This window comes from Rhodobium orientis (assembly GCF_003258835.1).
Taxonomy (GTDB): domain Bacteria; phylum Pseudomonadota; class Alphaproteobacteria; order Rhizobiales; family Rhodobiaceae; genus Rhodobium; species Rhodobium orientis.
Genome location: NZ_NPEV01000018.1, coordinates 26,429 through 48,970, shown reverse-complemented (window position 1 = coordinate 48,970; position 22,542 = coordinate 26,429). Strand labels below are relative to the sequence as shown.

Genomic DNA, 22,542 nt, shown 5'->3' with positions numbered 1-22,542 from the left:
CCGCAATCCGCTCGGCGTCCTCAATGCAGGCCACGTGCCAGGGCGTTGTGTGCGAAACGGACCGAAAGTGTTAACAAGTGTTTTGTTTTGACGCCCCGCCGTGCCGATTTTAGAAGCAAGCCGTTAACCTTATGGGCGCTAGGTTTCGTCTTCCCTCCCCCGGACGCGGACGCTACCGGTGCGCTTTCAAGACGATATTCTGCCCCGGCTCGGGCCGTGGATCCGGCCGTTCCTCAAGCGATACTGGCTCGTTTCGCGGGGGATGACGCTCGGCGTGCGCGGCGCCGTCTTCGATGGCGACGGCCGGGTGTTCCTCGTCCGCCATACCTATGTGCCGGGCTGGCACCTGCCCGGCGGCGGCGTCGATCTCGGCGAGACGGTGCGCCAGGCGCTCGACAAGGAACTGCGCGAGGAAGGCAATATCCGGCTCCTCGGCGAACCGCAGCTCTTCGCCGTCTACCACAACAAGCGCATCTACCGCCGCGACCATGTGGTGCTGTTCGTCGCCCGTCAGTGGGAGCAGCCGGAGGCGCCGGTGCCCAATGCGGAAATCGCCGAGCACGGCTGGTTCCCGGTCGACGCCCTGCCGGCCGAGACCTCGCCGGCGACACGCAGGCGCCTTGACGAGATCGCCGGCGTTCAGCCGCCGGCCGCGATCTGGTAAGAGCCGAAGCTCAGCTCGCAGTTACCGGCTTCACCGCATCGACGATGATCGAGGTATAGACGAGCCGGCCGCACCTGTTGCGGGCATCGAACCGGGCCGAGCGGAACACCATGCCGTCCTCCGGCGACCAGTCGGCCGCGTGGAAGGTGCCGGCGGCGTCGTGATATTCCAGGAGCCGCACCTCGAAGCCGGCCTCTTCCAGGAGTGCCGTCAGCGAGCGGTGGGTGAAGAGCACCTTGTGGTCGTCGGCCGCCGGACCTGTGCCGCCGACCTTCACCTTGTCGATATAGGCCGGATCGGGATGACATCCGTCCGGTACGGCAATGCGGAGATGGCCGCCGGGGGCCATGTGCTCAAAACAGATCCGCGCGGCCCGACGTCCTTCATCCGGTGTCAGGTGCTCCCAGACGTGTTCGGCGAGGATCGCATCGATTTTGCGGGCGCTGAAACGGCGACCCCAGTCCTCGGCCTTCAGAAGATTGAGGACGGTCTCGGACGTCGAAATCCACCCCGGCAGGCGAAGGCCGCCGGCGCCGATGACGATCTTCAGCGGCCGATGCGCGGGCAGCCGCGCCAGCCGCCAGCGCGTCAGGGCGGGACTGACCAGAACGTCGAAGGACCGCGTCGCCAGTCGCGGCAGCCCCGTGCGCTTGAGAAGTCCGATGACCAGGCCTGGGACAGTTTTTGCCAGCGATCGACCGCCCTGTGCTCCGATCGATGTCTCCATTTGAAGCGTCTCCCGCCGTCCGGCTTCCAACAATGATTATCGCGCGAAGACAGCAAGTACTGTGCCAGAAATGCACGAATGTGCGCCTCAGCACGGCGTCGCCGCGGCCTTCAGCAATGTTGCCCAGCCGAGCATCGGCCGCGCCCAGAGGATGCCGTCCGGCGCGTCGGGTGGATATTTCGCATTGAAAACGTTGAGCGCGACGTCGGCAACGCGCGGCGCGAACCGGGCGAGTTCCAGAAACCCGATGGCCGCGTTCCAGTGTTCCCCGAAGCCCGGCTCCGTGGTGCCGTCGACGAAGCGGTTGAGCCCGCCTCGCCCGTCATAGATTTTTTCCAGAAAGGTTCTGGCGAGCGTGGCCATGTGCTCTTCGGTGAGGTCCGTGCGGCCGGTATCAAAGGCCGCAACCAGAAAATCAACGTCAATGGAGGCGTGGCCGACGTCTTCCGTCACACCGAGCGTCGGATGGATCATGTATGGCCAGGACACCGTGCCGTCCGGCCGGAAATCCGCGAAGTCCTCCAGCCAGTAGCGGACGAGGCGCCCGATCTTGTCGACGCGACCTGCGTTCGGACGCCAGCGGTCTAGGAGGATCTCAGCCGTCATCATGGTGGCCGACTGGTTGAAGGCCGTCCGCGTCGTGCCGAGCTGGCCCGATCCCTGGCTATCCCGGTAGTGGTAGCTGCCCTTGTCGCCGACCACCTGCCAGTCATTGTCGAAGGCATCGACGGCGATGCGGGCCTCGGTGAAGGTCCGCACCGCCTCCGGCATGTATGCGCCGAAGCGATCCGCGTCGCGGAAAACAAGGTCGGCAAAGCGCAGGATGGGGTTGGCGATGTGACCGGTGTTCAGCACAATGGCATCGTCGCCGCGCTTCCAGAACGGCCCGCCCTCACCCGTGCCGCGAAAATAGAGCGGGTCGCGGGCATAATTCTCGACGATCTCGCCGCGGGCAACGCGCCGTGCATCGGTATGATCGAGGATGAAGGCGATGAGCGAGGCGGCGGCGTCCATGTGGCGCGGCGCGCCGGTAAGGTCCGCCATGGTCACAAAGGCACGGACCCAGTAGCCGAGAATCCAGGCCAGGACGCCGTCCCTGTCGTCATAGACGCCGTCTCTGGCGCCGATCCATTCCAGGATGCGACTCTTCCCGATGGTCCCGAGCGGACCCCAGCGCGCCTCAAAGACGCTGTCCCAGTCGGACACACTGTTGAAGGCGGCGCGCGAAAGATCGATGCCGCAGACGGCCTTCCTTGCTGCCCGAGCGGGCACCGCCGACGGCAGCACGGCTGCGGCCGCGGCGCTTCTCAAGAGGTGTCTGCGGGTGATCAGGGTCATTCCGGGCCTTCGAACATGTCGCAAGGCCCGGAATGCAAGTCGCCTGCCAGAATTGTCCGGATGCCTAAAGCACGTTGCGTTTTACCTGAAAAACGCAACGTGCTTTAGGCCATTATTTTCACGCGATTTCTTATCCAAAAAGTCTGTCAACTTTTTGGGAAAGCGCTCTAGGCGGCAGCGCCGGTGAGGTCGGCGGCGACGATCGGATCGCCCATCTCGGCGGTCGAGACGACGGAGATCTCCTCGATGCCGTTGCGCGACAGGATTTCGTAGGCATAGGCCGCCGTAGGATCGCCGGTCTTGCCGGACGTCGCCAGCACGACATGGTCGGCGCGCAGGAGGAACTCAGCGATGTGGCGCCCGAACGTCAGCGGGCCGACGTCGATGATGACGGCGTCATAGGTGAACTCTAACGCCTCCATCACGGTCTGGAACCGCTCGCCCGCCAGATCGGCCTCGGTCAGCGGACGGCGGCCGCGCGGCACCACATGGGCGCGGGAGCGGCGGTCGCGGAACAGAACCTGCGCAAAGGAGACGCCGCGGTCGAGAAGGTCGGTGAGGCCGGCGAGCGGCATTTCCGTGATGCCGTCGCCCGCGTGGATTTCATTGGAAAGGTCGAGCATGACGACGCGGACGTTGTCGTCGGCCGAGGCGGTGCGGGCAAGCGCCATGGCGGCGATGCGGGTGGCCGTGCCCGGCTCTGCGCCGGCGACCACCAGGTGGCGCTTGCCGTCGCTGCCGGGGGCGATGCGACGCCAGACCTCGCGGGCCGATTCGATGCGCGAGCGCTCGGCCGCGTGTGCCGGCTCGCTCGGCATGACCCGATGCAGATTTCCGGAATCGTCCCAGCGGATCAGGTCCTCTTCCGGGATCCGGCCGACCGCCTCGGGGGCTTCCGGCGCCTCGGGTTCGTCCTCCGCGGCAACCGGCACCGGGCGCAGGGCCTTGCCGGAGAGGAATTCGGTGATGACGACGATGCCGATGAAGACCAGCAGGGCGGCGATGGTGACGATGACCGTGATCGGCACGATCTTCGGCCAGTAGGGCTTGGGCGGCACCGTGGCGCGCGAGATCACCCTGGCATCGACCGGCAGGGTGCGGGCGTTGCGGCCGGCATCGGCCTCGCGGTAACGCCCGAGCAGGGTCGTCAGTCGCCGGCTCTTGGCCTCGGCATCGCGCTGCAGTTCGCGCAGCCGCACCTGCTCGTTATTGGTGTTGGCGGTCTTGGCCTTCAATTCGTTGATACTGCTCTGCAGCGAGCGCACGCGTTCCGCGGCGATCTCGGCGTCGTTCTCAAGCCCGCGCAGCACCTTGCGGGCCTCGCCGCGGACCTGGCTGTTGAAGTCGGCAATCTGCGACTTCAGCGCCTTGATGCGCGGATGGTTCGGCAGGAGCGTCGTCGACAGCTCGGCGAGCTGGGCCTTCAGCGTCACCTGGCGCTCGCGCAGGCGCTGGATCAGCCGCGAATTCAGGACGTCGGTGGAGCTGTCGAGGGAATCGCTGGAAATCAGGTTGCGGACCAGCCGGGCCTTCGTCTCGGCCTCGCTCTGGGCGCTGCGGGCGCTGGCGAGTTGGGTCGTCAATTCGCCGAGCTGCTGCTGGGTCAGCGTCAAATTGTTGTTGCCGATGAGGAGATCGTTGCTGGAGCGGAAATCCTCCACCCGGCGTTCCGCCGCGCTGACCTCGTCGCGCAGCTTGGCGATCTCCGGCTCCAGGATTTCCGCCATGTCGACCGTCTTGGAGCGCTTGGCGGCCGACTGCAGGGCCATGTACTCGTCGACGATGGTGTTGGCGCCCCTTGCGGCGAGCGCCGGGTCGATAGAGGAGAACTCCACCGCGATGACGCGGGAATTCTCGATGTTGTAGACCTTGAGGCGTTCGTAATAGGCCTCCAGCACGCGCTCCTCGGGCGACACCCGCAGCGGATCGCGGGCAAGCCCGAACAGCACCATGAGATCGCCGACGAGCGTGCCGCCGCCCTTGCCGGCGGGGTTGAACTCGGCGCGTTCGGCCAGCTCCAGCTTCTTGGCGACGCGGCGGGCGAGATCGCGCGAGATCAGGAGCTGCACCTGGCTCGTCACCCCTTCCGGGTCGAGCAGCGCGCGTTCGGCTTCCTGCGGCTTTTCGTCGGCGTCGGCGAGAACGGACTTGGTGGCCTCGATCAGGATCTTCGACTGGCCGAGATAGCGCGGCGTAATCAGAGACAGCACGACAGCCGTGACGACGGCGACAGCAACGGTCGCCGGCAGGATCCAGCGCTTTGCGCGCCAGACGGCGGCGGCAAGCCCCCTGATATCGATGGCGACGTCGTCACCGTAGGGATTCTCGACGTTCTTCATGGCTACTGACTCCGAGGAAACTGGGGCCAGTATTCTCTTGTTAAGGTAAGCAACCGGTTAATCGGCGCCCGGTTGTATCCATTTTCTTCCCACACGAATGCCGGTATTCCCAGGTCTTGCCAACTGCGCCGTATAAAGGCCGCCGCTCTTCACGCTCCGTTAACCATGAAAGCCAATAAAGGAACGAGGAACAGGGGTCTCCCATGACGCGTGTACTTCGTCTCATTCTGATCGCAGGTCTTGCGGCGCTGGTGGTGTCCTGCACCGGCTATCGCCGCCCGCCCACCGCCTTTCACCAGGTGCTGACCGAGCCCTACCAGCTCGACAGCGGCGACAAGCTGCGCCTCGTCGTGTTCGGGCAGTCGGACATCTCGTCGACCTACACGGTCGACCAGGCCGGCCACATCTCCGTGCCGCTGATCGGCGCGGTGGCGGCCCGCGGCAAGACGACGTCGGACGTCGAAAGGGCCATCGCCACCAAGCTTCGGGCCGGGTATATCCGCAATCCGGACGTCTCGGTGGAGATCGAGCAGTACCGCCCGTTCTTCATCATGGGCGAGGTGCGCACGCCCGGTCAGTACCCCTATGTGGCTGGCCTGACGGCGCAGACGGCGGTGGCGATCGCCGGCGGCTTTTCCGCCCGCGGCTACCAGAAGAGCGTCGATATCACCCGCCAGATCAACGGCAAGGTGCTGACCGGCCGGGTGCCGATCACCGACCCGATCCGGCCGGGCGACACCATCTATATCCGCGAGCGGCTGTTCTGAGCGAGCCGACTGACAAATACGCCGCCAGCGCCCATTTCACCGTAGCTTTTGCGGCCGGTTAACCGGCCGCTCATCCCTTCTTGCTAGAGTGCCTCTCAACTAAGGCGCCCCTTGCGGCGCCGTCCGGTTTTGCCGGAGGGAGGCGGCAGACCATGCAAGACAAGGAACAGCTCCGGATCGTCCATTGCATCCGCGCGCCCGTCGGCGGCGTCTTTCGCCACGTTTCGGACCTGGCGACGGCGCAGGCGGCGGCCGGACATGCGGTCGGACTGATCTGCGATTCGACCACCGGCGGCTCATTTGAGGACGCGCGCATCGCCGCCCTCGGCGAGCACCTTTCCCTCGGTGTCACCCGCATCCCGATGCGCCGCCATGTCTCGCCGCGCGACATCCTGTCGAGCTGGCGGGTCGCCAGGGAAATCGGCCGCATGGCGCCGGACGTGCTGCACGCCCATGGCGCCAAGGGCGGCGCCTTTGCCCGCATCATCGGCGCGATCCTGAGGATGACCGGCCACCGCATGGCGCGCTTCTACTGTCCGCACGGCGGCAGCCTCCACTACGAGGCCAGAAGCCTGCAGGGCCGGGTCTATTTCACCGCCGAGCGGCTGATGGAACACGTCACCGACGGGCTCGTCTTCGTCAGCCGGTTCGAGGCCGACGCCTACCGCGAAAAGGTCGGCGCGCCGATCGTGCCGCAGAAGGTCGTCCACAACGGCCTGAGGCCAGAGGAATTCGAGCCGGTCGTCCCGGTCGAAGATGCCGACGATTTCCTGTTCATCGGCACGCTGCGCGACCTGAAGGGGCCGGACCTCTTCATCCGCGCGCTGGCGCGCCTGCGCGAGAACGGCCCGACGAGCCCGACCGGCGTCATCGTCGGGGCCGGCGACGACAAGCCGGCGTATCAGCGGCTCGTCACCGAGCTCGGCCTTCAGGCCGTCGTCAGGTTCGAGGATCCGATGCCGGCGCGCGAGGCGTTCCGGCTCGCGCGCTGCGTCGTCATCCCGTCGCGGGCGGAGTCCCTGCCCTATATCGTGCTGGAGGCGATTGCCGCACACCGGCCGCTGATCACCACCCGCGTCGGCGGCATTCCGGAGATCTTCGGGCCCGAAAGCAGGCTGCTGGTCACCCCCGACGACGACCGGGCGCTTGCCGCCCACATGGCCGCATTCCTGAAGGACGGCGCCGGATTCCAATCCGCTGCGAACGCGCGGGCCGAACGTTTGCGCCGGCCCTTCTCGCTCGCCGCCATGGCCGGAGAGATCGAGGCCTTCTACCGCGAGACGCTGGCGACCGCAAAGCCGGCGGGACGCCGCGCGGCCGGGCGGCCGGCGCGCTCCGACGATCAAGTGTTTATTAGGCAGTAACGGCTAGTATTGGCCAAAAGTTGCGTACGGACGCCCGTGTCCGAGTGAGGTGTTCGATGACAGAACTCGATCCGAGGCTAAGGTTTCGCGATGCCGCGAAACTCGCCGCCACCGGCACCCTCGTCGATGTCGACGGGACGCCGCTGCCCGCACCGGAACTGGGCGCGCTCGCCCGCGAGGTCGCCGAGCGGTTCAAGCAGCGCACGATCGCGCCCGCCATCATCGCCGGCGCGGCCCGGCTGATCGAATTCGCGATGCTGGCGCTGATCGGCTTCGGCGTTTTCTTCTGGTACGTCTATCCGGACGAGGGCCTTGCCTGGCACTACGCCTATCCGCTGCTTGCAGGCTCGGTGTTGACGATCCTGCTGATCCAGGGCTCCGACGGCTACACCATCGCCAGCTTCCGCACCTATATCAGCCAGCTCGGCCGCATCTTCGGCGCCTGGACGATGGTGTTCGCATTCTTCGCCACCATCCTGTTCTTTGCCAAGGTCGGCGAGGAGTTTTCCCGCGTCTGGTTCATGGGCTGGTACCTTGGCGGCCTCACCTTCTTCACCCTGTTCCGCACCGCGCTCGCCGTTGCCGTGCGCGGCTGGACCAGCGAGGGCCGGCTGGAACGCCGGGCTGTCATCGTCGGCGGCGGCAAGACCGCCGAAGACCTGATCATCTCCCTGGAAAACCAGCCGGACAACGACATCCGCATCTGCGGCATCTTCGATGACCGCAGCGACGAGCGCTCGCCCGACGTGGTCGCCGGCTATCCGAAACTCGGCACCATCGCTGAACTCGTCACCTTCGCCCGCATGGCCAATATCGACCTTCTGATCGTCGCCATTCCGCTGACGGCGGAAGGCCGGGTCGGCGAGATGCTGAAGAAGCTGTGGGTGCTGCCGGTCGACATCTGCCTGTCGGCACACACCGACAAGCTGCGCTTCCGCCGCCGCTCCTACCAGTATGTCGGCGCCGTGCCTTTCGTCGACGTCTTCAACAAGCCGATCGCCGACTGGGACTCGATCCTGAAGCGCTGCTTCGACCTGGTCTTTGCGACCCTTGCCATCATCGGCCTGTCGCCGGTGATGCTGGCGACGGCGATCGCCATCCGGGCCGAGACCAAGGGGCCGGTGATCTTTCGCCAGAAGCGCTACGGCTTCAACAACGAGCCGGTGGAGATCTTCAAGTTCCGCTCGATGTACCAGAGCATGACGGACGCCCGCGCCGACAGGCTGGTCACCAAGGACGACCCGCGGGTGACCAAGGTCGGCCGCTTCATCCGCAAGACCTCGATCGACGAGCTGCCGCAGCTCTTCAACGTCATCCGCGGCGACCTCTCCCTCGTCGGCCCGCGACCGCACGCGCCATCCGCCAAGGCCGCCGGCCGGCTCTACGAGGCGGTCGTCGACGGCTACTACGCCCGCCACCGGGTCAAGCCCGGCATCACCGGCTGGGCGCAGATCAACGGCTATCGCGGCGAGACCGATACGTCGGACAAGATCCGCCGGCGCGTTGAGCATGACCTCTATTACATCGAGAACTGGTCGCTCCTGTTCGACCTTTACATTCTCATCCTGACGCCGATCCGGCTCCTCAACACGGAGCACGCCTATTGACCGAGACAGCAGCCCTCGCGCACCGGAGCATTCCGCGCGGGGCCGTCTCGGCGCGGCGGGTGTTCAACGGCATCCTCTGGTTCGCGGTCTTCCTCGGCGGCTTCGTCATCAACGAGCCGGCGCCCTATGACCTGATGCTGGCGGCAACCATCGTCGTCTGGCTGGTCATCGGCTTTCGCGTGCAGCGGGGCTATGCGCCGCTCGTCGTGCTGATGGCCTTCTACATGGCCGGCGGGGTGATGTCGCTGACCCAGCTCGAGGTGATCGACAGCACGGTCGTCATGTACATGGCGGTCAGCGGCTTTCTTGCCGGCACCAGCATCTTCTTCGCCTCCATCATCACCACCGATCCGTCGCGGCTTAACGTCATACGCAACGCCTATCTGGCGGCCGCCGTCTTTGCCGCCGTTGCCGGCATCGCCGGCTATTTCCACCTGTTTCCCGGCGCCGGCATCTTCACCCTTTATGACCGGGCCAAGGGCACGTTCCAGGACCCCAACGTCTACGGCCCGTTCCTGGTGCTCGCCGCGACCTTCCTGATCCACGACATCCTGTCGAGGCCGCTGGAAAACACCCTGCCGCGAATGGCGGCGCTGATGGCCATCGTCCTTGCGGTCTTCCTCTCGTTCTCGCGCGCGAGCTGGGGCCTTGCCTTCTTTGCCGCGGTGATGACCGCCCTCCTCGTCTTCATCAACGAGACCGATCCGGTAAAGCGCCTCAGGCTGATCATGCTGGCGGCGGTGGCGGCCGGCGTCGTCACGCTGCTCCTGCTGGCCGCCCTATCCAGCGATGCCGTCCACAAGCTCTTCGAGGCCCGGGCGAAGCTGGTTCAGGACTATGACGGCGCCCGGCTCGGCCGCTTCGCGCGCCACTGGATCGGCTTCCAGATGGCAACCCACCACCCGTTCGGCATCGGCCCGCTGGAATTCGGCAAACTGTTCGCGGAAGACCCGCACAACGTCTACCTGAAGGGCTTTCTCGCCTATGGGTGGCTCGGCGGCTTTTCCTATATCGCGCTCACCCTGCTGACGCTCGGCAAGCTGGCGCCGATCAATTTCAAGCCGCGGCCGTGGCGCGCCTATGCCCAATGCGTCTCCGTCGTCCTTCTCGGCCATGCGCTGATGGGCATCGTCATCGATATGGACCACTGGCGGCACATGTATCTCTTGTTCGGAGTGGCCTGGGGAATCATCGCGACCGACGCACTGCACACCGCGCGCCAGCGGCAGCCGCACGCGGCGGCCTATTCGCCGCCGCAGCCCTCGTCGGCCTCGCGCGCATAAACGTCGTCGAAGCGGACGATGTCGTCCTCGCCGAGATAGGAGCCGGACTGCACCTCGATCAGGTGCAGCGGCAGCTTGCCGGGATTTTCCAGCCGGTGCACCTCGCCCGCCGGGATGTAGGTCGATTCGTTCTCGCCCAACTGGAACGTGGTATCGCCGCGGGTGACGAGGGCCGTGCCGGTGACGACGATCCAGTGTTCGGCCCGGTGATAGTGCTTTTGCAGCGACAGCTTCTCGCCGGGCCGCACAACGATACGCTTGACCTGGAAGCGCTCGCCGCGGTCGATGCCGCGGTAGCTGCCCCAGGGCCGATGCACGGTGGTGTGCAGGTCATGCTCGCCGCGGCCTTCGGCCTTCAGCCGCTCCACGATCGCCTTGACCTCCTGCACCCGGTCCTTGTCGGCGACGAGGACGGCGTCGTCATTGGCGACGACGACGACGTTGCTAAGGCCGACGACGGCGACCAGGTGGTGGTCGGTGCGCACGAAATTGCCGCTCGCCTCGTGCTGCAGCACGTCGCCGAGGACGACATTGCCGTCGTCGTCCTTGTCGCCGATGTCCCACAGCGCCGACCAGGCCCCGAGATCGTTCCAGCCCATGTCGACGGGGACGACGGCGGCGTGGCCGGTCTTTTCCATCACCGCGTAGTCGATCGAATCGGACCGCGCCGCGGCAAAGGCCTCCTGATCGAGGCGGCAGAATGTCAGGTCCCGGCGGCTGGCCGCGACCGCGTTCCTGCAGGCGGCGACCATCGCCGGGTCGTGCCGCTCCAGTTCGCCGAGATAGGTCCGGGCGGAAAACAGGAAGATGCCGCTGTTCCAGAAATAGGAGCCTTCGGCGAGATAGACGGCGGCCGTCTCCCGGTCCGGCTTTTCCACGAACCGGTCGACCGCGTAGACCTCGGCCGCGCCTTCCAGCGCACCGCCGCGGCGGATGTAGCCATAGCCGGTCTCGGCCCGGTCCGGCGCAATGCCGAAGGTGACGAGGGCGCCGCGCCGGGCGGCCCTTGCCGCACGGTCGACGGCGGCAAGGAACGCCGCCTCGTCGGCAATGACGTGGTCGGACGGAGCGATGAGCATCAGGGGATCGCCGTCGCCGGCATCGGCAAGCAGATGGAGCGCGGCAACGGCCGCGGCCGGTGCCGTGTTGCGGCCGAACGGCTCCAGCAGAATACCGGCCGGATCACAGTCGATCTGGCGCATCTGCTCGGCGACCAGGAACCGGTGCTTTTCGTTGCAGATGATGAGCGGGGCCGAGAATCGCTCGCCCGAAAGGCGCCTGGCCGTCTGCTGGATCAGCGTCGGGCCGCCGGAAAAGGACAGGAACTGCTTGGGATAGCCGGCACGAGAGAGCGGCCAGAGGCGGCTGCCGGCACCGCCGGAAAGGATCACCGTCGCGATCCGGTCTGGCGCTTGCGGGCTGGTCACGAGATCGGTCTCCGGTTGCCGGACTGCCGCACGAACATCGCCGGTGGACCGCTTTTCGCGCACTGGACGGCCAAGATCGAATGATGGTCGGAGCGGAGGGATTTGAACCCCCGACCACTCGCCCCCCAGGCGAGTGCGCTACCAGACTGCGCCACGCTCCGACAAGACGTATCTAGCCGCTGCAAAGCCGGGGTGCAAGGCCGCGTTTCCACTGCCGGCCGCTCACCGCGCCTGATCGAGCAGGCGCTTGATCTCCAGCAGCTCGAAAAGCGTCGCCTGAAGCCGGCGGACGTCGTCGCGCGACAGCCGGGCGGCGGCGCCGTCGTCGTCGCGCTCGCCGCGCAGCCGGCCCATGAGGCCGAATCCGCCCTTGGCTTCCGGCCGGGGCACGGCATCGTTGGGCCTCAGATCGCGCGGCAGTTCCTCGTCGCCGAGGTCCATGTCGTCGAGCGGATCGGAGGCGCGGGCGGCCGGCGTCACCGCCGGCGCTTCGGATTTGGGGGCTTCGGCCGCCGGCTGTGGCCGGGCTCTTGCCGCCGCCGGAGCGGGTTTTTCGGGTTTGCGCGCCGCAGGAGGCTCGAGTTCCGGCTCCGCATGTCCGCCGACCGGCAAGGGCTCGGCGTCGTCGTGCCAGGACTGCATGACGAACTTGATGCCCTGCTCGCGCAGGATCCGCTGCACGCCCTTGATGGTGTAGCCCTTGTCGTAGAGCAGATGGCGGATGCCGCGCAGAAGCTCGATGTCGTCCGGCCGATAGTAGCGGCGGCCGCCGCCACGCTTCATCGGCTTGATCTGCGTAAAGCGGGTTTCCCAGAAGCGCAGCACGTGTTGCGGCAGATCGAGATCGCCGGCAACCTCACTGATGGTGCGGAAAGCGTCGGGGCTTTTTTCCACGATTCCTCAACGCTGGATTGGTGATACCTGACAGGACCGGCCGCGCCGGCGGCTATGCCTTGTCCGCGTCCTCGCCGTCGATCAGCGCCTCGTTGATCTTCTGTTTCAAGACGTTGCTCGGCTTGAACACCATCACGCGGCGGGGCGAGATCGGCACCTCCTCGCCGGTCTTGGGATTGCGGCCGATACGTTCGCCCTTCGATCGGACGATGAACGATCCGAAAGACGACAGCTTGACCGGCTCCCCGTCGACCAGATTGTCGGAGATTTCTTTCAGGACGAGTTCGACGAGCTCGGACGACTCTGTACGCGAGAGCCCGACCTTCTGATACACGGCCTCACACAGGTCGGCACGCGTGACAGTCTTTCCCCCCATTGCGGTTCCCCGGGAAAATCGTTGATCTTATTGAAAACGCACGTTTTCAGTCGAGTTAGATACGGTATTGCTATGTCGCGCCACGGTCAACCGGCGCGTTCGGTCATTCGTTACCGAAAATGCAGGAAGCGTTACCAGCGGACCAGCGACGCACCCCAGGTGAAGCCGCCGCCCATGGCTTCCAGGAGGACCAGATCGCCCGCCTTGATGCGGCCGTCGCGGACGGCGACGTCGACGGCGAGCGGTATGGAGGCGGCCGAGGTGTTGCCGTGGCCTTCGACGGTGGTTACCACCTTCTCCGGCGCAATATGCAGTTTTTTTGCGCTGGCGTCGATAATTCTGCGGTTTGCCTGATGTGGCACGAACCAGTCGAGGTCGTCCGCAGTGACGTTTTCCGCCTCCAGAACGGCCTCGATGACGTCGGCGATCATGCCGACGGCGTGGCGGAAAACCTCGCGGCCCTCCATGCGCAGATGACCGACGGTCCGGGTCGAGGACGGGCCGCCATCGACATACAGCTTTTCCTTGTGGCGCCCGTCGGAGCGAAGCTGGCTCGACAACACCCCGCGACCATCTGCTGCATCCTCCCCGGTGGCTTCCAGCACCAGGGCGCCGGCGCCGTCGCCGAACAGCACGCAGGTGGTGCGGTCCTCCCAGTCGAGAATGCGGGAAAAGGTCTCCGCGCCGATGACGAGGGCGCGCTCGGCCATGCCGGTGCGCAGATAGGCGTCGGCGGTGGCCAGCGCATAGACGAAGCCGGAGCAGACCGCCTGGACGTCGAAGGCGCAGCCCTCGGTGATGCCGAGCTTGGCCTGCACGGAAACGGCGGCGGCCGGAAAGGTGTTGTCCGGCGTCGAGGTCGCCAGCACGATCAGATCGATCTCTTCCGGCGCCATGCCGGCATGGTCCAGCGCCCGCCTTGCGGCGATATGGCCGAGATCGGACGTCCACTCGCCTTCGGCGGCGATATGGCGTTCCTTGATCCCCGTGCGCTGGGTGATCCACTCGTCGGAGGTGTCGACGAATTTTGCCAGATCGTCATTTGTCAGGGTCTTTTCCGGCAGATAGCTGCCACAGCCCTTCACGATCGAGCGACGCAAACCTTGCATGCCTTGTTCCTATTGCTCGGCCGGGACCGCCGGGACGTCGCTCGTATGGAAACGATTGAGGTCGTTGACGATCTTTTGCAGCAGAGAGCTCCGTACCATGTCGTATCCGAGTTCGACGGCGCTGGCGAAACCGTCCGCGTCCGTGCCGCCGTGACTCTTGATGACGATGCCGTTGAGGCCGAGGAAGATGCCGCCATTGCTGTTGCTGGGGTCCATCTTTTCGCGCAGATGCTCGAAGGCGGATCTGGCGAGCAGATAGCCGAGGCGGGACATCCAGGTCCGCCGCATGGCCGACCTCAGATATTCGCCGATCTGGCGCGCGGTGCCCTCGGCCATCTTCAGGGCGATGTTGCCGGAAAACCCCTCGGTGACGACCACGTCGACGGTGCCGCGGCCGACATCGTCGCCTTCGACGAAGCCGCGGTAGTCGATCGACTTCATGTCGTGCTCGCGCATCATGCGGCCGGCGGCGCGGACCTCTTCCAGGCCCTTGACCTCTTCGACACCGATATTGAGCAGGCCGACGGTCGGCCGCTCGATGCCGTAGAGCGCGCGGACCATGGCCCCGCCCATTACGGCAAAGTCGACCAGAAGCTTGGAATCGGCACCGATCGTCGCGCCGACGTCGAGGACCACCGACTCACCGCGCATGGTCGGCCAGATCGCGGCGATTGCCGGGCGGTCGATGTCGGCGAGCGTGTGCAGGCAGACCTTGGCCATGGCCATCAGGGCGCCGGTGTTGCCGGCCGACACGCAGACATCGGCCTCGCCGGTCTTGACCGCCTCGATCGCCTTCCACATGGAGGAATGGCGACGGCCGCGGCGCAGCGCCTGGCTCGGCTTGTCGTCCATGCGCACGGTGATATCGCAATGGTGAAAGGTCGAGGCCTTGTCGACCTCGGGATGGGCATCGAGCAGCGGGCGGACCGCCGCTTCCTCGCCGAACATCACGAAGCGCATGTCGGGCCGCCGGTGGAGCGCAATGGCCGCGCCGCCGATCACGGTCCGCGGGCCGTCGTCCCCTCCCATGGCGTCGAGCGCAATCGTAATGGATCCTGTCATCGATGCGTCACACAAAGGCGGTCGGTTTAAGGGTTTCGGCCAGGCGTGGCAGGCCGGAAGAGGCGCCGTCGGGCGCCGTTCCGTGAAAGGCCGACCCGGTTTCAGGCCGGGCGAAGATAACCTTTTCGCCCGCAGAGACAACCGCTTTCTCAAAAACGGATGTGCGGGTTCCCTCAGGAGCCGTCGTTGGATTTCAACCGCTTGAGGGCGGCAAAGGGAGACGGCGGCGGATCGTCCCGGCCGGCTGCGTCGCCCGCCTCTTCCTCCGGCAGAAACGCCCCCTCCTTGCGCGGATAGGGATCGAGGCCGAGGGCGAAATGCTCCAGCAGGACGGTGCCGAGGTCGATGCGCCCGTGTTCCAGAATTTCCGGCGGATCCTCCGCATCCGGATCGATATCGAGCTCGTCTTCGGGCTTGCGCCGGGCCGCATCCTCTGGCGGCAGGAAGGTCAGGTCGATGTCCTCGTCGAGGTGCTGGGGGACCGGCTCCAGCGTGACGACGCAGGACTGGACGACGTCCGCCTCCAGCCGTCCCTTTAGCGAGGCACCGTTGCGCCGGAACGGCCTGACGGTCAGCTCGGCGGCGAAAGCATCGACGGCGACGATGCCGAAGGCCGCGGCAATTCGCGCCAGCGTATCGGCGTCCGGCGCAATGGCGACCACGGTGCCGTCGCGCGGCAGGGTCGCGACCTCGATGGTCTCAGGGATGACCCCTTCCAGGGGATCGTTTTCGCTCTCGGTCATGGGGTTTCCTCGACCTGGCCCGTTTCGCCCGCGCCAGATTCGCCACCGGCATCGGCAAAGGCGGCAGGGTCCGGCCAGGCGATGCGCGCGCCGAGGACGTCTTCCACGGAGGTCGCCGCCAGCGCCCGTTCTGTGGCCCGGACATAGGCCGCAAGCGTTGCGGCAGCGCCAAGGTTGGCGGCGTCCGGAAAGACGTTGCGGTCGATCACCGCGACGAGGTCCTCGGGCTGGTCGGCATCGTGGTCGAGGGCACCGTCATAGGCGCCGAGGCGTCCGAAATAGGCTTTGGCCATCTTCTTGATCTTTTTCGGCACCGACAGATCGCCGACGCCCATCTCGCGCAGCGTTCCGTCCATGTCGGTGAAGAACCGCTCCGACAGTTGCCGGCCCTTCTCGCGCGTTGCTGCGTCTTCGGACTTGAGCCGGTAGAGCACCAGAATGACGTGGAGAAGCAGCAATTCGAAGCGCCCGTTCAAAGTATCGGGTACCTCGTGGTCGGTATAGAGGGACGGCTGCCGCGCTTGCGCCATGATTGCCGCATAGAGCCCGTCAATCCGTGTGTCTTTCCTGCCGCCGAACAATCCCAGGATCATCGCATTGATCAACCCGTTTCGATGAACGATATTGCGTCCTGACCTATCGCACGCTAGTCAGAAAGCCAATACGCCCCGGCAGGTCGCGGTGGCGCCGTCGAGTATCGGCCTGAAGGAGGCCAGTGACGTTGAAGTCCACTTTCGCTGACAAAACAAGACGCCGCAGCGCGCCCTTGCGTCGCGCGGCCGCGCTTGCCCTGGTGCTCGCCAGCACCGCAGCCCTTGGCGGCTGTTTCGGCAGGACCTACACGCACGGCTATGTGGTGACCCAGGAAACCCTCGACCAGGTGCCCATGGGATCGAGCCGCGACCAGGTGCTTCTGACGCTCGGCACACCCTCGGCGATCGGCCGCAGCGGCGGCGAGACCTTCTATTACATCTCGCAGACGCGCGAGAAGATGTTCGAATTCATGCAGCCGGAGGTCGTCGACCAGCGGGTGCTGGCGGTCTATTTCGACGACGAGAACCGGGTCCGTGAGATCGGCAATTACGGCCTGAAGGACGGCAGGGTATTCGACTTCATCTCGCGCAAGACCCGCACCGGCGGCGCCGACTACGGCTTCCTGACCCAGGTGCTGCGCGGCGCTGGAAACCTGACGCCGGCGCAGGGGCAGTTGCCGCAGTAGCCGCGCGGGGCACGGGCGCGGGCAGGAATTCATCCCGCCCGACGCCACCTTCGCAAGGCGAAGGCGCCCGGCGTCAGAACGGCTCCTTTTCTGCGATCAGATGCGGTGTCCCATCCGACGTCTTGCGGTGGCTGCGACCGTTCACGTCGAGCGTTCCGCGGATGCGGTGGCGCCAGTTAGAAAAGCTCTCGAACTGAACGGTATCGATCGGCCGGTCGAGCTTGATCTCGACATGACGATGGTCCGCGGGACCCGACAGGGCGACGATCTCACCCCGATAGGCCTGACCCAGGTAGTTGCCCGCGACCCGATCGCCCAAGGCAAGTTCGGATGGCATATTTCGCTGCGTGAGCCGGGCATGCAGGGTATTCCAATCCCGCGCCCCCAGTTGCCGAGCCACGAGTTCAAGGGCGTGCGCATGGCTGACAGGAGTGCCGTCGGCTTGCAGAGCCTGCCGGAGCGCCTTGGCCTGTGCCTTGACGGCATCGAGTGATGGCTGTGTCATGCTATCCCCTCGGCGTGCGGTGTGGGAGGGATAGCCGGCCGACCGGAAGGGTCGGAAAGCGGTTTTCAACGAAATTGGAAGCGCGTCCGAGAGACATCGCTCACTCCTCTAGAGATGCATTTCGAGACGGGAGGGGGCCTGCGTTGCCCACCAGCGAAATGCTTCGAGGGTGAGATGTCGTCATGCTCCGGGCTTCACCGTGACTTGCGTCTGCAGGCGGCAGGTGCCCGGCACCTCGCCGCCTCGATACAAGGAACGCGCTTTTAGGGCAACATCAGATTTAGACACCGCTTCGGCGCCGGATCGCGGCATGTCGCGGCGGCCCAAAAAAATCCCCCGCAGAACGGCATGTCCCGCGGGGGTTTTTCGTGTCGCAACGCTCGTCGGTGCTAGTGGGCCAGAACGGCGAGCAGCAGCAGCGCAACGATGTTGGTGATCTTGATCATCGGATTGACGGCCGGACCGGCGGTGTCCTTGTAGGGATCGCCGACGGTATCGCCGGTCACCGCGGCCTTGTGGGCTTCGGAGCCCTTGCCGCCGTGGTTGCCGTCCTCGATGTACTTCTTGGCGTTGTCCCAGGCGCCACCGCCCGCCGTCATGGAGATGGCGACGAAGAGGCCCGTGACGATGACGCCCAGCAGCATGGCGCCGAGCGCGGAGAACGCCGCGTTCTTGCCGGCAATCGCGTAGATCGCGAAATAGACAAACAGCGGCGAGAGCACCGGCAAGAGCGAGGGGACGATCATCTCGCGGATGGCCGCCCGGGTCAGCATGTCGACGGCGCGGCCGTAGTCGGGCCGCTCCGTGCCCGCCATGATGCCCGGCTTCTCGCGGAACTGGCGCCGCACTTCCTCGACGACTGCGCTGGCGGCGCGTCCGACGGCGGTCATGGCGATGCCGCCGAAGAGATACGGCAACAGGCCGCCAAAGAACAGGCCGACCACCACATAGGGGTTGGACAGGGCGAACTCCACCGGCCCGACATCCTTGAAATAGGTGTAGGTGTCGGAATTGGCGGTGAAGAACTTCAGGTCCTCGGTGTAGGCCGCGAACAGCACCAGGGCGCCAAGGCCGGCCGAGCCGATGGCGTAGCCCTTGGTCACCGCCTTGGTGGTGTTGCCGACGGCGTCGAGGGCGTCGGTGGTGTTGCGCACCTCGCCCGGCAGGTCGGCCATCTCGGCAATGCCGCCGGCATTGTCGGTGACCGGACCGAAGGCATCGAGCGCGACGACCACGCCGGCCAGCGCCAGCATGGTGGTGACGGCGATGGCGATGCCGAACAGGCCGGCCAGGTTGAAGGTGACGATGATGCCGGCGATGATCACCAGGGCCGGCAGCGCGGTCGCTTCCAGCGAGATGGCGAGGCCCTGGATGACGTTGGTGCCGTGGCCGGTGACCGAGGAGTTTGCGATCGACTGGACCGGACGGTAGGGCGTGCCCGTGTAGTACTCGGTGATCCAGATGATCAGACCGGTGACGACAAGGCCGGCGATACCGCACAGATAGAGGTCGAGCGGGGTAAAGCTGGTGCCGTTGGCGATCGTCAGCACGGTGTCCATGCCGCCGAAGACGAACCAGGTGACCGGATAGAGCACGATCAGCGACAGCACCGCGGTGGCGATGAAGCCCTTGTAGAGGGCGCCCATGATCGAGTTGTTCGAGCCGAGGCGGACGAAGAACGTGCCGATGATGGAGGTCACCACGCAGGCGGCGCCGATGGCCAGCGGATAGAGCATGGCCTGGGCGGCGGTGTCGGTGCCGGCAAAGAAGATGGCGCCGAGCACCATGGTGGCGACGACGGTCACCGCGTAGGTCTCGAACAGGTCGGCGGCCATGCCGGCGCAGTCGCCGACATTGTCGCCGACATTGTCGGCGATGGTGGCCGGGTTGCGCGGATCGTCTTCGGGGATGCCCGCTTCCACCTTGCCGACGAGGTCGCCGCCGACGTCCGCACCCTTGGTGAAGATGCCGCCGCCGAGACGGGCGAAGATGGAAATGAGCGAGGCGCCGAAGCCGAGGGCGACCAGCGAATCGACGACCATGCGGTCGGCCCGGTCGAAACCCATATACTCGGTCAGGACCAAGTAGTAGACGGCAACGCCGAGGAGGGCGAGACCGGCGACCAGGAGGCCCGTGACCGCGCCCGCCTTGAAGGCGATGCCGAGGCCGGCGGCAAGGCTCTGGCTGGCCGCCTGTGCGGTGCGGACGTTGGCACGTACCGATACCAGCATGCCGATGAAGCCGGCAGCGGCCGACAGGATCGCGCCGACGGCGAAGCCGATCGCGGCGAACATGGAGAGCTGCCACCAGACGATGGCGAAGATCAGTACGCCGACGATCGCGATCGTCGTGTACTGGCGAGCGAGATAGGCTTGGGCGCCCTCCTGGATGGCGCCGGCGATCTCCTGCATACGCTTATTGCCGGCGTCGGAACCCATCACCGAAATGACGGCCCAGATGCCATAGGCAAGCGAGAGGAGGCCACACAAGACAACAAGATAAAGCGGATTCATCCCTGTTCCTTTATTGGCCAGTGGGGGCCGGACAGACGTGTCCCGGAACGTATGTGTCGGTTGCCCGGCCCGACATGTGTGAAACGGCGGGGAAGCCCAAGAATTCTACCATTGAGGATGGCATCCCGCTCCCCCAACCGAACGCGGTGACACCCTATCCACCGGGCCGTTGGCGTCAAGGCCTCTTTCGGCTTAGGCGCAGGTTTCCAACGGCTTCAGGCGGCATCGGAGCGGGCGAAATGGAGCCAGATCAGGGTCGCCAGCGCTACAACGACAAAGGGAAAGACGGACCAGTTGATGGTGTCCCAGCCGAAGCGCGCGAGCATGGCGCCGGAGGTGAAGGAGGCGACCGCCTGGAAGCCGAAAACGAGGAAGTCGTTCGCCGCCTGGACCTTGTTGCGCTCGTCCAGACGGTAGGTGGCGGTGACCATCGTCGTGGCGCCGACGAAACCGAAATTCCATCCGACCCCGAGGAGAACAAGGGCAATCCAGAAGTGGGCGACGTCGACGCCGCTGAGGGCGACGATCGAACAGCCGGCGAGTAAGACGAGGCCGAGGCCGATGACCCGCTCCACGCCGAAACGGTTGATCAGCGAACCGGTGAAGAAGCTCGGACCGAACATGGCGATGACGTGCCACTGGATGCCAAGGGCGGCAACGTCCGCGGAATGGTTGCAGGCGACCATGGCGAGCGGCGCCGCGGTCATGACGAAACTCATCAGCGCGTAGGAGGTGATCCCGCAAAGTACCGCGACGATGAAACGCGACTGTGAGACGATCTGTATCAGCGGCCGGCCGCCGGTTTTCGAGGTCGTCACCGGGCGCGGCGGCTCGCGGAAAAAGGTGAGAATCAGAAGCGCGACGGCGCCGATCACCGACTGGCCGACGAACGCGCCGGCAAAGGCGATCGGGGCAAAGAGATCGCGGGTGTAGATCACCACCTGCGGCCCGAGAACGGCGGCAACGACACCACCCACCAGCACCCAGGAGATCGCCTTGGGGCGGAATGCGTCGCTGGCGCTGTCGGCCGCGGCGAAGCGATAGGCCTGGGCAAAACCGTTATAGACGCCGGAGAACGCTGTCCCGAGGCACAAGAGTTCGAAGGAGCCGACGAAGACGGCCCGGGCGCTGATGAGCCCGGCGCAGATGCCGAACAGGGCCCCGATGAGGAAGGTCGGCTTGCGGCCGATGCGGCGCGACAGGAGCTGGACGGGAATTGTCGCCAGCGCAACGCCGAAGACGAAGGTCGTGACCGGCACGGTCGCCAGCGACTTGTCGGAGCCCAGAAGGTAGTGCGCGGCAAGGCTGCTGGCGGCGATGACGATGGTGGAATTGGCGCCGCCGAAAGCCTGCGCCGTCGCCAGAACCCGGGCATTGTGCCGGGCAAGTCCGTCGTCGATATGGGTGTGGTCGGCGAGCGTCGTCATGGCGGCCTCCGGTGCAATCACAATTGTCGCACCCGGGAGGCGTTTAACACGGGACCGGCCGCCGGGAACTCAAAAATGGGCGAAGGAGGTGCCGCCGAGATCGACCGGCCGGCCGTCGCCATCGACGAAGACGGGGGCGTTGCCCGAGGCGGCCCCGTCGAGGAAGCGACCGATTGCGGCAACGGGAATGCCGGTTTTTTCCGCCGCCTTGCGGAACGCGGCCTCGTTTTCCGGGGCAACGGCGCAGACGATCTCGTAGTCGTCGCCGCCGCAGACCGCGCGGGTGCGCAGGGACGGATCGGCGGCGAGCGCCCGGCGGAACGGGTCGGACAGCGGCACGTCGTCGATGCGGATTTGCGCGGCAACGCCCCCTGCCCGGCACATGTGGCCGATGTCGCCGGCAAGGCCGTCGGAGACGTCCATCGCCGCGCGGACATGGTCGCGCAGCACCGGCGCCAGCGCGACGCGCGGCTCCGGCAGCAGGTAGCGCCCGACAAGGCGTTCCGCATCGCTGCGGGAAAGATCGAAGTCGCCTGCCCGTGCCGGATCGCCGCGCAGGACGAGGCCGAGGCCGGCATCGCCGATGGTGCCGGAAACGAAGATGATGTCGCCGGCAGAGGCCCCCGCGCGCGGCACCATCGCCTCCCGCGGCACCTCGCCGATGGCGGTGATGGAGATCATCAGCCCGTCGGCTGAGCGGATGGTGTCGCCGCCCAGCAGCGAGCAGCCGTAGCGCTCCTGGTCGGCCTTGAGGCCGGTGGTGAAGGCGGCAATCCAGTCCTCGGTCCAATCCGACGGCAAGGCGAGCGCCAGGAGGTAGCCGGTGGGCGCGGCGCCCTTTGCGGCAAGGTCGGAGATGTTGACGCGGAGCGCCTTGCGGGCGATCAGGCCGGGGTCGTCGTCGGCGAAGAAGTGGATGCCGGCAGCGAGCGCGTCCTTGGTCAGGACGAGATCCTTGTCGGCGGACGGCGAGAGCACGGCGGCATCGTCGATAAGGCCGCGGGCGGCGGGGTCGCTGGCGAGCGGCGCCAGGTAGCGGGCGATGAGCTCGAACTCGCCGGGCCGTGCCATCTTTTGCCTCACGACGAATTCGCTTCGCTCATCGCCATCGGCGGGGCGGCCTGACCGGCCGGCGCCCGTTCGAGCTTGCGAACGCTTCGCGCTCGAACTGTCGCCGT

The 22,542-nt window shown here is 66.0% G+C and carries 20 protein-coding genes and 1 tRNA gene; 6 read left to right on the top strand and 15 right to left on the bottom strand.

The features are described 5' to 3' along the window. Positions 1–178: 178 nt before the first annotated feature. Positions 179–664, top strand: coding sequence for an NUDIX domain-containing protein (locus CH339_RS10305; RefSeq protein WP_245408131.1), 486 nt, complete (start codon positions 179–181; stop codon positions 662–664). A gap of 10 nt (positions 665–674) precedes the next feature. Here the strand turns inward: CH339_RS10305 and CH339_RS10300 are convergent, their stop codons facing one another. From CH339_RS10300 to CH339_RS10290, 3 genes are all read right to left on the bottom strand, one after another. Continuing rightward, positions 675–1,391, bottom strand: coding sequence for a class I SAM-dependent methyltransferase (locus CH339_RS10300; RefSeq protein WP_111434271.1), 717 nt, complete (start codon positions 1,389–1,391; stop codon positions 675–677). A gap of 87 nt (positions 1,392–1,478) precedes the next feature. Beyond that, positions 1,479–2,729, bottom strand: a complete 1,251-nt coding sequence (locus CH339_RS10295; RefSeq protein ID WP_111434270.1) for a hypothetical protein — start codon at positions 2,727–2,729, stop codon at positions 1,479–1,481. A gap of 167 nt (positions 2,730–2,896) precedes the next feature. Further along, positions 2,897–5,068 carry a GumC family protein gene (locus tag CH339_RS10290; protein ID WP_111434269.1) on the bottom strand — a complete coding sequence of 724 codons (2,172 nt, stop codon included), beginning with the start codon at positions 5,066–5,068 and terminating at the stop codon, positions 2,897–2,899. A gap of 203 nt (positions 5,069–5,271) precedes the next feature. Here CH339_RS10290 and CH339_RS10285 point away from each other — a divergent pair, with 203 nt between their 5' ends. From CH339_RS10285 to CH339_RS10270, 4 genes are all read left to right on the top strand, one after another. Further along, positions 5,272–5,835, top strand: coding sequence for a polysaccharide biosynthesis/export family protein (locus CH339_RS10285; RefSeq protein ID WP_111434268.1), 564 nt, complete (start codon positions 5,272–5,274; stop codon positions 5,833–5,835). A 152-nt stretch (positions 5,836–5,987) separates the two neighbouring features. Next, positions 5,988–7,199: a glycosyltransferase family 4 protein gene (locus tag CH339_RS10280; protein ID WP_111434267.1), complete on the top strand. Its 1,212-nt coding sequence runs from the start codon at positions 5,988–5,990 to the stop codon at positions 7,197–7,199. A 56-nt stretch (positions 7,200–7,255) separates the two neighbouring features. Then, entirely contained in the window at positions 7,256–8,806 is a 1,551-nt protein-coding gene (locus CH339_RS10275; RefSeq protein WP_111434266.1) for an undecaprenyl-phosphate glucose phosphotransferase, read from the top strand. Continuing rightward, a complete protein-coding gene (locus CH339_RS10270; protein WP_111434265.1) occupies positions 8,803–10,089 on the top strand; it encodes an O-antigen ligase family protein in 1,287 nt (428 codons plus the stop codon). Before CH339_RS10275 ends, CH339_RS10270 begins: the two co-directional genes overlap by 4 nt. Here CH339_RS10270 and CH339_RS10265 read toward each other — a convergent pair. The 8 genes from CH339_RS10265 to CH339_RS10230 all read right to left on the bottom strand — a co-directional run bounded on the left by CH339_RS10265 (position 10,050) and on the right by CH339_RS10230 (position 16,293). After that, on the bottom strand, positions 10,050–11,516 hold the full coding sequence (locus CH339_RS10265) for a mannose-1-phosphate guanylyltransferase/mannose-6-phosphate isomerase (RefSeq protein WP_111434296.1): 1,467 nt from the start codon (positions 11,514–11,516) through the stop codon (positions 10,050–10,052). The two genes, CH339_RS10270 and CH339_RS10265, sit on opposite strands and share 40 nt — an antisense overlap. An 84-nt stretch (positions 11,517–11,600) precedes the next feature. Then, positions 11,601–11,677: transfer RNA gene (locus CH339_RS10260), tRNA-Pro, on the bottom strand. A gap of 61 nt (positions 11,678–11,738) precedes the next feature. Beyond that, positions 11,739–12,410 (bottom strand): MerR family transcriptional regulator, encoded by a 672-nt coding sequence (locus tag CH339_RS10255; RefSeq protein WP_111434264.1) that lies wholly within the window; start codon positions 12,408–12,410, stop codon positions 11,739–11,741. Positions 12,411–12,462: 52 nt separating this feature from the next. Further along, positions 12,463–12,786 (bottom strand): integration host factor subunit alpha, encoded by a 324-nt coding sequence (locus CH339_RS10250; protein WP_111434263.1) that lies wholly within the window; start codon positions 12,784–12,786, stop codon positions 12,463–12,465. A gap of 131 nt (positions 12,787–12,917) precedes the next feature. Further along, on the bottom strand, positions 12,918–13,886 hold the full coding sequence (locus tag CH339_RS10245; protein ID WP_184443416.1) for a beta-ketoacyl-ACP synthase III: 969 nt from the start codon (positions 13,884–13,886) through the stop codon (positions 12,918–12,920). Positions 13,887–13,904: 18 nt separating this feature from the next. Beyond that, entirely contained in the window at positions 13,905–14,957 is a 1,053-nt protein-coding gene (plsX, locus tag CH339_RS10240) for a phosphate acyltransferase PlsX (RefSeq protein WP_111434261.1), read from the bottom strand. Positions 14,958–15,130: 173 nt separating this feature from the next. Further along, positions 15,131–15,700 (bottom strand): YceD family protein, encoded by a 570-nt coding sequence (locus tag CH339_RS10235; RefSeq protein ID WP_111434260.1) that lies wholly within the window; start codon positions 15,698–15,700, stop codon positions 15,131–15,133. Then, a complete protein-coding gene (locus CH339_RS10230; RefSeq protein WP_146610149.1) occupies positions 15,697–16,293 on the bottom strand; it encodes a ubiquinol-cytochrome C chaperone family protein in 597 nt (198 codons plus the stop codon). Before CH339_RS10230 ends, CH339_RS10235 begins: the two co-directional genes overlap by 4 nt. 173 nt (positions 16,294–16,466) lie before the next feature. Here CH339_RS10230 and CH339_RS10225 point away from each other — a divergent pair, with 173 nt between their 5' ends. Next, complete coding sequence (locus CH339_RS10225) at positions 16,467–16,919, top strand: outer membrane protein assembly factor BamE (RefSeq protein WP_111434258.1); 453 nt, start codon at positions 16,467–16,469, stop codon at positions 16,917–16,919. 73 nt (positions 16,920–16,992) lie between these two features. Here CH339_RS10225 and CH339_RS10220 read toward each other — a convergent pair whose 3' ends face one another. The 4 genes from CH339_RS10220 to thiL form a co-directional block, all read right to left on the bottom strand. Beyond that, a complete protein-coding gene (locus CH339_RS10220) occupies positions 16,993–17,424 on the bottom strand; it encodes a glyoxalase superfamily protein (RefSeq protein ID WP_111434257.1) in 432 nt (143 codons plus the stop codon). A 389-nt stretch (positions 17,425–17,813) separates the two neighbouring features. Further along, positions 17,814–19,937, bottom strand: a complete 2,124-nt coding sequence (locus CH339_RS10215) for a sodium-translocating pyrophosphatase (protein WP_111434256.1) — start codon at positions 19,935–19,937, stop codon at positions 17,814–17,816. Between the two features lie 215 nt (positions 19,938–20,152). Beyond that, the gene (locus tag CH339_RS10210) at positions 20,153–21,364 is read right to left on the bottom strand and encodes an MFS transporter (RefSeq protein WP_111434255.1); all 1,212 of its coding nucleotides are present in this window, start codon (positions 21,362–21,364) and stop codon (positions 20,153–20,155) included. A gap of 69 nt (positions 21,365–21,433) precedes the next feature. After that, on the bottom strand, positions 21,434–22,435 hold the full coding sequence (gene thiL, locus CH339_RS10205; RefSeq protein WP_111434254.1) for a thiamine-phosphate kinase: 1,002 nt from the start codon (positions 22,433–22,435) through the stop codon (positions 21,434–21,436). Between the last annotated feature and the right edge of the window lie 107 nt (positions 22,436–22,542).